General features: G+C 27.0%; 11 protein-coding genes. 1 reads left to right on the plus strand and 10 read right to left on the minus strand.

Annotated elements, in window-relative coordinates; genetic code table 11:
• Positions 1 to 40: 40 nt before the first annotated feature.
• The gene (locus tag I2E83_RS13525; RefSeq protein ID WP_195430392.1) at positions 41 to 775 is read right to left on the minus strand and encodes an MBL fold metallo-hydrolase; all 735 of its coding nucleotides are present in this window, start codon (positions 773 to 775) and stop codon (positions 41 to 43) included.
• Between the two features lie 801 nt (positions 776 to 1576).
• On the minus strand, positions 1577 to 2002 hold the full coding sequence (locus I2E83_RS13530; protein ID WP_195430395.1) for a nucleoside 2-deoxyribosyltransferase: 426 nt from the start codon (positions 2000 to 2002) through the stop codon (positions 1577 to 1579).
• Between the two features lie 253 nt (positions 2003 to 2255).
• On the opposite strand from I2E83_RS13530, the gene I2E83_RS13535 reads away from it, so the two are divergent.
• Positions 2256 to 3008, plus strand: a complete 753-nt coding sequence (locus tag I2E83_RS13535) for an acyl-ACP thioesterase domain-containing protein (RefSeq protein ID WP_195430398.1) — start codon at positions 2256 to 2258, stop codon at positions 3006 to 3008.
• A 181-nt stretch (positions 3009 to 3189) separates the two neighbouring features.
• On the opposite strand, the gene I2E83_RS13540 is transcribed toward I2E83_RS13535, so the two are convergent.
• From I2E83_RS13540 to I2E83_RS13570, 8 genes are all read right to left on the minus strand, one after another.
• Entirely contained in the window at positions 3190 to 4908 is a 1719-nt protein-coding gene (locus I2E83_RS13540; RefSeq protein WP_195430402.1) for an ABC transporter transmembrane domain-containing protein, read from the minus strand.
• Entirely contained in the window at positions 4865 to 6238 is a 1374-nt protein-coding gene (locus tag I2E83_RS13545) for a radical SAM protein (RefSeq protein ID WP_195430404.1), read from the minus strand. The genes I2E83_RS13540 and I2E83_RS13545 overlap by 44 nt, the downstream gene beginning before the upstream one ends.
• 215 nt (positions 6239 to 6453) lie before the next feature.
• A complete protein-coding gene (locus I2E83_RS18205) occupies positions 6454 to 6579 on the minus strand; it encodes a hypothetical protein (RefSeq protein ID WP_279325328.1) in 126 nt (41 codons plus the stop codon).
• A gap of 235 nt (positions 6580 to 6814) precedes the next feature.
• Positions 6815 to 7723: a HAMP domain-containing sensor histidine kinase gene (locus I2E83_RS13550; RefSeq protein ID WP_195430407.1), complete on the minus strand. Its 909-nt coding sequence runs from the start codon at positions 7721 to 7723 to the stop codon at positions 6815 to 6817.
• Between the two features lie 49 nt (positions 7724 to 7772).
• Positions 7773 to 10409, minus strand: a complete 2637-nt coding sequence (locus I2E83_RS13555) for an ABC transporter permease (protein ID WP_195430409.1) — start codon at positions 10407 to 10409, stop codon at positions 7773 to 7775.
• Complete coding sequence (locus I2E83_RS13560) at positions 10406 to 11089, minus strand: ABC transporter ATP-binding protein (RefSeq protein WP_195266753.1); 684 nt, start codon at positions 11087 to 11089, stop codon at positions 10406 to 10408. The genes I2E83_RS13555 and I2E83_RS13560 overlap by 4 nt, the downstream gene beginning before the upstream one ends.
• 100 nt (positions 11090 to 11189) lie before the next feature.
• A complete protein-coding gene (locus I2E83_RS13565) occupies positions 11190 to 11933 on the minus strand; it encodes an ABC transporter permease subunit (RefSeq protein WP_207733857.1) in 744 nt (247 codons plus the stop codon).
• 5 nt (positions 11934 to 11938) lie between these two features.
• Positions 11939 to 12841, minus strand: coding sequence for an ABC transporter ATP-binding protein (locus I2E83_RS13570; protein WP_195266752.1), 903 nt, complete (start codon positions 12839 to 12841; stop codon positions 11939 to 11941).
• Between the last annotated feature and the right edge of the window lie 32 nt (positions 12842 to 12873).

Below are 12873 nucleotides of genomic sequence, written 5' to 3' on the forward strand. Positions count from 1 at the left end.
TTAAGCAATACTATATAAATGTTTTAAGATTTATTAATATTTAATCGTTATCTATACAAATTTTCTTATGCTGCGATTTTAAATACTCAATAATCTCAGTTTTATTTATAGGCGTTGAGTGTCCTGGAAAACAAATGTTAAACTCTAAATCTTCTAAGGTGTATATAAGTTCCTCTAACTTAAGTGAGTCATATTTGTAATTATTATAATAATCTACACCATATGCATCTCCTATAAATACTACTTTTTCTTCAGGGACATAAACTATTACTGAATCCTCTGAATGAGGAGCAATAATATTCTTTAAAATAACCGTTAATCCTCCTAAATCTATTTCCAAATCATTTTTAAACACTATATCTGCAGATATAACCTTTATATCTTGTAGCGATTTATATTCTTTACGAATATTAGTATCTGCAAACTCTATATCTTCTCCAGTTAAAAGACGTTTTTTCATCGCTTCGTCTGTCCATTGCCATTTTGACATAATCTCTAATTGTTCATTAGTTATTTCACACGCTATAGTTTTCCCTGTAACTGCATGCATCCCATAACTATGGTCCCAATGCCAATGAGTTATTGCTATATAATCAGGTAATTTTAAATTTAATTTTTTTATAGAATCGTTAAATTTTTTAACATGCTCTTTTGAGTTTCCTGCATCTACCATCAAAGAATACTTATCTCCTTTAATGTATCCAAGCACTGGTCTATCAGCTTCTCTGTCGTTTATAAGATAATAAATTCGTTCTGTAACCTTTGTTAAAGCCATAAAATTCCCAACCTTTCTTAATTTAAAATTAAAAATCCCCATAGACAAACAATATCGTCTATGAGGATTTTATTTATATAAAGATCTTTCATTATATTTAAACTAAATTAAATACAAATTCATATATATGTTTTGTATTTAAAGTTATTTTATTTTTATAAAAGAGTTTAAAGTAAGATATTGTTCTTAAAATGCACACTAATATAAAGTTCAACAATAGAACTTTTAAGCATCTTAAACTATTTAATTTTAATAGTTTAGTTAAGAACAACTAAAATCATCTCTTCAATTCTCCTTTTCATTAAATTAATCTTTTTAAGTATATAATATAGTATTTTAACTGTCAATATAATCTACTTTCCCAATCGTATACACATTATATTAATAGTAGTTACTTTATTCGTATTTAAAGTAACTAGGAAATTTATCTAAAGAAATTTAAAAATATAGTTGCCGATGCCGATTACAAAAGTGAGGAAAATTACGTATTTATAGAAAAAATAATCAAACATCTTATATAAAACCTCAATTTTATGAAAAGCAAAAAACAAAGAAATTTAAATCAGACATAAGTAAGCGAGAAAATATGGAATATAATTCTGAGAATGACGAATATATTTGTATTTTAGGTATACGTTAAAAAAATATTGGAGTAATTAAGGAAGATCCTAGCATAATATATTTTTATTATAACTCCTAAAATATCAATTTTAAAATACAAAAAAAGAGGTTGCTACAAAATGATTAAAAATAATTTTTTAGCAACCTTTTTCCAATTATGGATATATATTTATTTTTTAACTAAAGCATTTCACCACTATAAAAAGAACTTTCTAATTTTTTAAAATCATAATTTTTAAGTTCCTCTATAGTTATATTTGCATGAGCTCCTTCATGAACCATAAGATTACTATCTTTACCTACATGAACTAAAATAACAGGTTTATCAGTAGCATAAGCATAACCAAGTTCCCATGCTGTTCCACTATCTGAGTAATTTCCATGATAAATACCTACAACGATTTCAGCCCACTTAATATGTTTTAAGTCATTCATAAAAGTTTCAATTGACCATTGGCGAGAACCAACTTCAGCATTTTTATCCATTGGATTTCTCATAGGTGAAAATACCTCTAACCCCTTTTCTTCTAAGATTTTCTCAACCTTTTCTAAATATTCAACTTCTGTATCATTAAAAAATGGACTAGCTAAATAAACTCTCTTCATTTCCTTTTACCTCCGTAAATTTTTCTCATATTATTCCTTTGTTTCAACATTTCTAAAATAATGTAAATACACTAATCAAAATTAATAAATTTTATTTTACTTATTATTTCAGCAACATTTAAATTTTCGTTTATTATGCATATTTTATCTACAAACCATTAAAAATTCTACTATAAATGGAACAATCAGTCAATAATTATAAAGTGAGTTATATATAAAACTCACGTTAACCTTATAAAAGGAGGAAATATAATTGAATGATATTTTTGAAAAGGAATATACAATAAATATTTTTAATGTTGATTCTGAACATAAATGTACATTTTCATCCTTAGCAGATTTCTTATGGGATGTCATCATAACCCAATCTGATTACTTAGGAGAAACTAATGAAGGATTTGCTCAAAATAACTGTATTTGGGTACTTTTAAAGTATGATATAACTATATATGAATATCCTAAATTTAAAGATAAAATAACAGTTCAAACCAAGGTATTAGGTACAAAAAAGTTCTATGGCTATAGGCAAAACACTATAAAAAACTCTGAAGGGAAAATTGTAGGAGAGGTCTTTTCAACAGCTATATTAATAGATTTCGATAAAAGGCGTCCTATGAGGATATCTCCTAAACAAAGCGAAATATATGGTCTTAAAGAGGAATTAGTTGAAGTACCTGTTTTAGATGATATACCTAAACTTCAAAAACCAGACTATACGAAAGACTATCCTGTTAGATATAGTGACATAGATTCTAATGGGCATGTTAATAATGTAAAGTATATTGAAATGGCTATGGATACTTTGCCAAGATCTATTTTAAATGAATATAATTTATTCAACATTAAAGTACTATTTAAAAAGGAAACAACTGATGGAGATACACTACATATTTCATCTGAAGTAATTTATGATGAAAATAGCGATATTAATACAATTCACAATATTACAAGTGATAATGGAGTACTTCTTACAAAGTTACAAATTATATGGAAGAAAAAATTTTAGCCTTATAAAAAATTAGAAATGATCTTGTTATTAATATATAACATGATTATTTCTAATTTGTTAATTATTAATTTTTTAATCGAATTCTACTACGCCTTTACTTGTGATCAATTTAAAGATTCCCTATAACTAAGCTTTTTTTTAGATTAATGATATATTTTTTAATACTCAAAATACAAATTTATTTACATAATGTCTTTTCTATTATTAAATTATTTTTCACCTCATATATTGGGGAACAATATTTCAAAATTGTCTTTCTATGTGTAACAGCAATAATAGTTTTATCATTTAAGTATTGATATATATTTTTACAAATTATCTCTTCTGATTCAATGTCTAGAGCTGATGTAGGTTCATCTAATATAATAATGGAATAATCATTAACAAAGATACGAGCTAATGCTATTTTCTGTGCCTGTCCTCCAGATAAAGAAATACCATTATCTCCAATAACTGTATTTATACCATTAGGCATATTTTTTATATCATCTGTTAAGCAGACAAGAGAAATAATTTCGTTAACTTTTTCTTCTGTTAACTCCTTATTATTCAATAAAATATTATCAAGTATTGTACCATTAAGTATAAACGGTCTTTGGCTAATACAAATAATATTTTCCCTTAGATAATCTAATTTATAATCTTCAATATTACACCCATCTAAAAGTATTTCTCCTTGATAATCTTCCTGCAACCTCATAAGCAATCTTATCAATGTTGTTTTACCTGAACCATTACTTCCTATTAATGCAATTTTTGATCGATTTTCAATATTAATATTAGCTTTATTAAATATATTCTCTTTACCATAACTAAAACTGAAATCTTTTAGAATAATATCACCATATAATGGTTGCTCTGAAGACTTATAACCTTCTTGAATTACATACTTTTTATTATGCAATATATTAGATACTCTTTTTAGTGAAGCTTGTATCTTTTTTAATTCTACATATAAATTAGTAAGCACAGTTACTGGTGAAAATAATTGCTGAGTATAAACTGTTAATGAAAATAATATACCTACAGTCATTTCTTCATTTAACATCATATAACCACCTAAGCATAATGCTATAATTAAGGTTAAATTATTAAAAACAATTCCTACAATATTTGACCAAACTCCTAGATTTGTAATCCTCTTTTCCTTTTTAAAATATTCTATACACTTGTTCAAATAATTTTTTTTATACTGATGATGATAGTTTAACATTTTAATATCAGATATATTAAATACCAATTCTTGTGTATGTGAATATAGTTCACCCTTACTTTTACTTAACCCTAATGAGTAGCTCTTTAATTTTTTTCCATTGTTTTTTTGTAAATATGCATACAAAATTAATAAAGCAATACAAACTATAGATATATGATAATCTATTACAAATATTATAATTAATAATCCTATAATTGTAATTACTGAAACTAGAAACTCTGTTATTATATATATTCCTACTCTTTCAATCTGTTGTAGATCATTTTCAATTACTGATATAATCTGCGATCTTTTATATTCTCCAAAAAATATTTGAGAGTATTTACTTAACTGTTCCGTAATATCCTCTTTTATTTTTAGTATTATTTTCTGGCATATAGTTAAAGATTTATTTGCAACAAAATATCTAGAAAGCGACTGAATTATTACAATAAAAAACATACTAAAAGTATATATAAACAATTTATTTATACTTTTATTAACTAATGCATCATCAATAACTAATTCTATAATATAAGGATATATCAGATTAGCTGAGGTGAAAATCATTATAGATAATAAACAAATAAAGATGTCCAAAAGAAAAGGCTTAATATATTTATTAAACAGTTTAAAATAATTGTGATTATTTAAGAAATTATTTAATGCAAGGTAACTCTTTTTGTTCTTTAAATAATTCATCAATCTCCTCATCGCTTAATCTTAAATATATATTAATTGCCTCAGCTGTTGTCTTTCTTTTATATTCACAAAATGGCTCATAAGGTAAATTCATATTATCTGTTAAAGAAAAATTAGTATGAACACATCCACCAACACATAAATTTCTAGTCCAACAACTACTGCACTTATCAAAGTTATATATCTTAGTTTTTTCAGCAAATTCTTTTTGCTTATCATCGTCTTTAAAGATATTACCTAGAATTGCTTTTTTACTACCTACAAATCTTTGACATGGGTATATATCACCATTAATATCTATAGCATACATGTTTTTACCTGCACCGCAAGCAGTTGTACGTATTCCAGAATTGTGAATATAACTCAAAGTTTCCATAACCATTACATTATTTTTCACTTCGTCAATTTTCTTTTCCTTAATACGATTTTCAAAATTTGAATAAAGATTTATATGTGCATCAGCTACTGCATCATATTCCTCATCATTTAATAAATTGAATGCTGGAGATAATACAACCCTGTTAAATCCTGTTGAATTTAAAAAATCATATGTATGCACTAAATCTAGTTCTTTTGTAGTAATTGTACCTCTAGCACTTAATAAACCTTTTTCTCTTAAAGATTTTGTTTTTCTCAATACTGTATCAAATGAACCAACTTTACCACTAAAATATCTATTTGAATCATGAGTATTCTTATCACCATCAATACTGATTTGAATAGCAATTTTATTTTCTATAATGAATTCTTCAATCTCTTTATTTAACAAAGTACCATTTGAAGTCATGCTAAAGTTAAATTTTTTGTTTATTTCTTTTTCATGGCAATAAGAAACAATTTCTTTTATTAATACAAAATTTAAAAGCGGTTCTCCTCCAAAAAAACAAACTCCTAATTGTTCACTATCAGATTTATCTATTAAAAAATCTACTGCTCTTTTAGCGGTAGTAATATCCATTCTGCCACAATCGTTATATTTTCCCTCATCAGCATAGCAGTAAGAACATCTAAGATTACAATCTTGAGCAACTAAAAGAATGATTGCAGATAAGTTGTCAGTATTTATATCATAATTATTTTCAATGTTATCATCTTTATTTTCTATGATTCCGAACTCACGCATCGAGTTAATAAGTTCATCTAATTCCTCTTTACTAAATAATGAAGATAAATCTTTTTCGATCTCTTCATATGTTTTTCCTTCTTCGTTTAATAAAGCTAAAGTTCTGTCATCTATTTCAAATATCTTGCTATCGTTAACACAATACATATATTTATGGTCATCATTCTGAAATATTTTAAAATTTGAAAATTTAATATGTGTATCCATAAATCCCCCTTAAAGCTTTAATTTTTTCAATAAATATATTTTATATTAATAAAAAATAAGCTACCTATAAAATAATTATAAGTAAGTTATCTTATTAACAATTTATTCTTATTTAAACAAAATAACCAATCTTCTATTTCTATAAGAAATAGAAGATCAATTATTTGTATTTGTTATAAAAACTTATATTAGACTATAGTAATAATTACGTTTTACTAACGTTCAACACTCTTGTTTACGTCCCACCAGCCGCCATCACAGAAGATACAGTTAGCATCAAAACGACCACAACCTGCTTTAGCTTTAACGTTCATACTATTTGAATTCTTTAATTTTAACATTTTACATCCCCCTCTCATTATAAAGCAAATAATATACTTCTTATTTTATTTTTTTGACAAGCTTGTCTTCAAATTTATTATAACATAGAAAGTTTGTCAAATAAATACTAATATGTATTTTTTTTACACTTTTTTTTTTATGTGAGACTTAAAATCAATTTACCCTATAATAAGGTAAAAAAGGTTAGTATTTATCCTTTACATAGAAAAAATACTAACCTTTTTATATAAATTATTAAGCTTTAGGAAATGAAATAGATATAAAGAACCTACTATTATTATAATAAGCCTCTATTTTTCCATTCATCTGCATTGTAATTTCTTTAGCTATTGTCAAGCCTAACCCCGTAGTCTTTTTATTTCTAGATTGATCCTTTGTATAAAAACGGTCAAATATTTTATCTAAATCCTCTCCAGTCATTGGATCACTAATATTAGAAAACGTAAATATATAACTATCTTTTTCCTGGATTTGAAAACAATAATCTCCTTTACCATGAGTAATTGCATTAAATAAGATATTAGAAAATATTCTTTTTATCCCTTGTTCATCTCCTAGTATTATGCATGGCTTTTCTAATAAATGAATAGTAGGCTCTTCTCCGTTCTTATTAAAATCATCATAATACATAGCAAGCGTATCTATAAAAACTTTTTTTGCATCTATAGATACGTGTTCATAAATAATTTCTCCTGATTCAATACGTACATATTCAAATAATTGTTCCAGCAACATTTTAACCATATTTTGTCTTTCCAATATTATTCTTAAGTATTCTTGGCTTTCTTCTTCTGTAGCACTTGCCTGAAGCATTTGAACATATCCACTAGCAGTTGTAAGCGGTGTACGTAAATCATGTGCAATATTGGTTATACCCTTTCTAAACTTCATAGTTAACCTTTTAATTCGTATACGTGACAGTCTGATATCTTTAATTAGCTTATTTAGTATATTTACCAAATCTACGATATCACTTTGCCTTGCCAGTACTGTTAGAAGTTCATTAGTATCAGGTACATTCATTATTTCCAATAATTGTCTAGTAATATGCTTAATGTTCATACGATAATATAAATGATAAATAATTAGTATAATAAGCATAAACATAAGCAAAAAAGTTGTAACCACCCAAACATCCTTCATATTAACTCCTTTGCAACAATAAACTCGCAGCTATAATAAACATTAAATACTATACTAGTCCATCTTTCATTGCTTCTATAATATTACTTCTTTTAACAGACTTAGAAGAAAACCAATAAGCCAAAAGTATAGATATAAATACTAGTATAGCATAAACTAAAATTGATTTACCTGGGAAGACAGTTATAAATTCACTCCATGTTATTGATGTTAAATTTAGCATATACCAACATATAATAAATACTACAGGAATAGCAATAACAATTGGTTTTAATGCAAATAATAAGCCTTCTAATGTAAGCATTTTATTTAATCCTTTCGGAGTTAATCCTACTGACCTTAACATAGCAAATTCTTTTTTACGTAATCTCATATTATTTGAAACAATAGAAAATGCATTAAAAATACCAATCATACCAATCATTAATGCAACAGCAGAAACACCAATCTCAATAGCTCTCTGAACTAGTTCTTTATGATTTTTTTCTTCTAATAAAGTCCATATACTAAAATCTTCTGATCCTAAATAAGAGCTACAAGTCTGTGTTAATTCTTTCTTTGCATTTACACTAGCCTCATCCCCAACCAACAAATCAATTGACATTCTACTAGATTCAAGAATACGCTCTGGTGAAAAATCGTTAACTATTTTATCATAATTCTTCATTGGTATTATTAAAGCTAGACTATATCTGTTACTATTTATATCACTAGGATATTTATCTGTAACATCTCCTATTTTTATCTTAAAATTATTGGTTGTATCCATATCATCATCTACTTTTTCATATAAACTCATTTCACTTCCTTCTTTTGTATTTAAAAATGGAATTTCTTCTGCAACTTTTGAATCAACAGGTATATGATATGTTCTATTTATCAATATACCTGATACTGTACTTTCTGTATTATATTTTTCATAGTCAGTTCCAATATCATTGCAATATTTTTCAAATGATTCATCACTCAATCCTACTAGATTAACTATAATTCTATATTTATCATCTTCTTTTAATACATTGTATTTATTGCTGCTTATTTCAGTAAATCCACCTGATGCAGCAAAAACATCTGACTCGTCTTCTGAACTTACATATGTTGAAGTACGTACCTGCCTTCTAATAACACTATCTTTAACTTCTGGCATTGAAGTAATCCTATTAATCATTTCGTCGCTTGGTTCATCAACGACATTTAGAGAAACTGTAATATCATGACTAACTTCTTTACTATTTTGAGAATCAGCTAAATTATATATGGAAATAATATTGGTATAACCAGCTATCAAAATAAAGCACATTGAAAGAGAAAGAACTGCTACTCGTAAACTTTTCTTATTTGCTGAAAATTGTGAACCTGCAAGCTCACCTTCTATCCCAAATATTTTCTTAATTATTAAATTACGTTTTTGCTTTTTAATTTTTATTACCTGACTATTTTGAAGTATTCCAGAAATAGCTGGCACTTTTGCTGCTTTTCTTGCTGGAATATATGCTGAAACTAGAACTGTAATTAATGATATGAGTAATGAAAAAATAACAACTATCCAAGAAAAACAAACCCGAATATTCTTATAATCTTCTATAAGGCTCAAAATTCCATTAACCTTAGAAAATACAAGATAACTAAACATATATCCTATTATTAAACCAATTGGAAGCTGAACAATCCATAGCAAAAATCCCTCATAGAGGACAGAATACTTAATTTGTTTTGGTGTTGCTCCTAAGCTCTTTAAAATACTTAATTCCTTAATTCTACTATTAGCTGATAAAGCAAATGCATTATAAATGATAAGAATAAATGCTCCCATAATTAGTAAAAGCATGATTACTGCTATAGCTAGAATTAAAATAAATTGAGTGTTTGTATTATTTTTATCGCTTATTCCATATAAATTCAATAACTGTGTATTATACATAACTCTATATTGTCCATGTTCGTCCTTACTTAATCCAATAGATTCAGCAATATCTGGTAGTTCCTTATATATCCCTCGAACATTCTTAAAATTCATATAAACTGTAAGTTCATCACTTGGTTGAATATCTGAAACATCCAAATATCCCATTGCAATATATCCTGGAAATAAAGAAATTGCAGATATGTCTAACTCTCCAACTATTGTATAAGTCTTTGTTCCTGATACCTCAAAGGTTTCACCTTCTTGTTTATAAGCTTGTGTTTGAATTGCTACGTTATTTAACATACGGTACCCTATTGGGAGTGTTACCTTATCACCAACTTTATATTGTGGATTATCTATAAAGAATAGTTTCGATATAACAATTTCTCCCGATTCTTCTGGAAGTCTTCCTTCTATAACACTATTTTTAAAGTTCATGTTGTTCCAAAAATCCTTATTTGCATCTCTCAATAACAAATATTGGCGCTTTGTATCCTGAAGCTCTGCTGTAATCCAACTTCCTTTAATCATTGTAGTTTTAATAGCTGGATTTTCTGTAATATGTTTTAATTTATCACCAGAAATGGACTCAGTTATTTCTCCCTGCCAATAACCAGTTTGCTCAATTGCTGTATTTACCTTTGAGTCCCATATAGAATATAGAAAAATACATAATGAACACAATAATGATGAAGCAATTGTTATAGCTACTAATATAGAAATTGTATGCCGTTTATTCTTTTTTAACTGGTGATACGTGTATTCATTCATAATTTTCATGACTTATTCACCTCATCTGACACTATTTTCCCATCAATAATTGTAATCATTCTATGTGCTGATAATGCAATTTCTTCATCATGCGTTATCATTACAATTGTCTGATTATATTCCTCATTTGAACGCTTCAATAATTCAAGAGTTGCTTTAGTATTTTTCCTATCAAGATTTCCAGTAGGCTCATCAGCTAAAATAATTGATGGTTTATAAATTAGTGCTCTTCCTATAGCAACTCTTTGTTGTTGTCCACCTGATAGCTGATTGGGAAGATGATTAAGCCTTTTGCTTAATCCAAGCATTTCTATAACCTTATCAAATTCTTCTTTTTTAGGTTTTACTCCATCTAATAGCATTGGTAACAATATATTCTTTTCTACATTCAATGTAGGAATTAAATTATAAGACTGATAAATTATACCTATATTTTTTCGTCTAAATAAAGCTGACTCAGTTTCATTCATAGATGATATATCAGTATCCTCTATATATATTTTCCCTTCTGTTGGACGATCCACACCACCTAACATATGAAGCAGTGTAGATTTTCCAGAGCCACTAGGTCCAATTATTGAAACAAATTCACCTTTTCCTATTCTCAAATTTAAATTATCTAATGCATTAACCTTTGTATCACCCATACCATAAATTTTTGATAAATTTTCTGTTCTTAATATATTCAAAATCATCTTCTCCCTTCTCTTCCTATATATACCTTAAATAATTTATTACTTTTTTAAATCATCTTGTAATATCACTTACAAACTTTCTTTATTGATATAGTTACTCTACATCCCTTTTTGAAAATAATATACAAGATCCTAAAATTGCAGTTACACCAATTAACACTAAAACAAGACAACACTTCATAATATCCTCTGGTTTTGAAACAAAATTAATTATAATTTTACGCATATTACTAAGACCGTACATTAAAAAAGTATCATTATTTGTTAATAAGGCAAATATATTAACTATAAAATTACTTCCTACAGCCAATACTATAGACGCTATAATTGTAATACCTACATTTTTTAATAAATGAGATAAAAAAGTACCAACCCCTGTGCTTGCCCAAATTATACATAGCATTCCTAAATTCATGCGCATAAACACAGTAATGTCAATTTCACCTAATCCAGATAATATTGTAAATGACAATAAATTTATAAATCCAAAACCTAACACAACTATAGTAATAACCAAAGATATTGCTATATACTGACCAAGTACTAATCTCCATCTTTCTATTCCATGGCTAGCCATTTGACGTATGCTACCATTTGCATATTCAGCAGTAATTGAAAAAGCTACAAATATAAGAATTATATATATAATACCATCTGCTTCATATGATGCTTGATAAGTAGAAATTCCTGTTCCTAGCATTTCAGAAGAACCAGAAGATAACTTTTCTTTAAACCCAGAAACAAATGCAATGACATTCATCACTAAAAATACTATCAAGGTTCCATAAAAAATTTTGTTTTTAAATATTTTATAAATTTCACTTGAAATTACATTCATAATCACTAATCTTCTCCCATCATTTTTATGAAATAAGCCTCTACATCATTGCCTTCCAAAGTTAAACCTGACACCAAGACATTATTTTCAACTAAAGCTTTATTAATCTGTTCCGGAATATCTAAGCAGTCATAAATACAGATTTTTCCCTCTTCCAATACTTTATAATCGGTACTTTTTATAGTATTTTTTATGATATAAACTGCTTTCTCAGAATTATTTACCACTAATGAAATGCACTTTTTGCAACGTTTTTCTAATTCCTTAGCTGAAAATTCATCAATCAATACACCTTTCTTAATAATGCCATATTTCGTTGCAATTTTAGCAAGTTCTCCTAAAATATGAGATGAAATAAAAATAGTAATACCATTTTCACAATTTAATTTTAAAAGTAATTCTCTAATTTCTTTAATACCAGAAGGGTCTAATCCATTAATAGGTTCATCTAAAATAAGGAAATCTGGATTACCTATTAAAGAAATTGCAATTGATAAACGTTGTTTCATACCCATGGAAAAAGATTTGGTTTTCTTTTTGCCCGTATCTTCTAAACCAACTAAAGCTAAAACTTCCTCAACATTACCATAGTCTGTAATACCAAGAAGCTTATCATAATAAATCAAATTTTCTTTTGCTGTCATGTTAGGATAAAGTGCTGGCTGTTCAATGATAGTTCCTATCCTTTTCCTACCTTTTTTTAAATTACTACTTTCAAAAAGCTTAATATCTCCTTGATTTTGGCTAATCAACCCACAAACCATTTTCATAATTGTAGTTTTTCCTGCACCATTTTTTCCTATTAAACCATAAATATCACCTTTCTCAACATTGATATTAACCTTATTTACAGCTATTTGTTTTCCATATTTTTTTGTTAAACTATCAGTTTGTAATACTAATCCCATATACTTTACCCCTTAATTTCTTTACATAGAAG

The organism is Clostridium sp. D46t1_190503_E9, assembly GCF_015555225.1.
Classification (GTDB): Bacteria; Bacillota; Clostridia; order Clostridiales; family Clostridiaceae; genus Clostridium.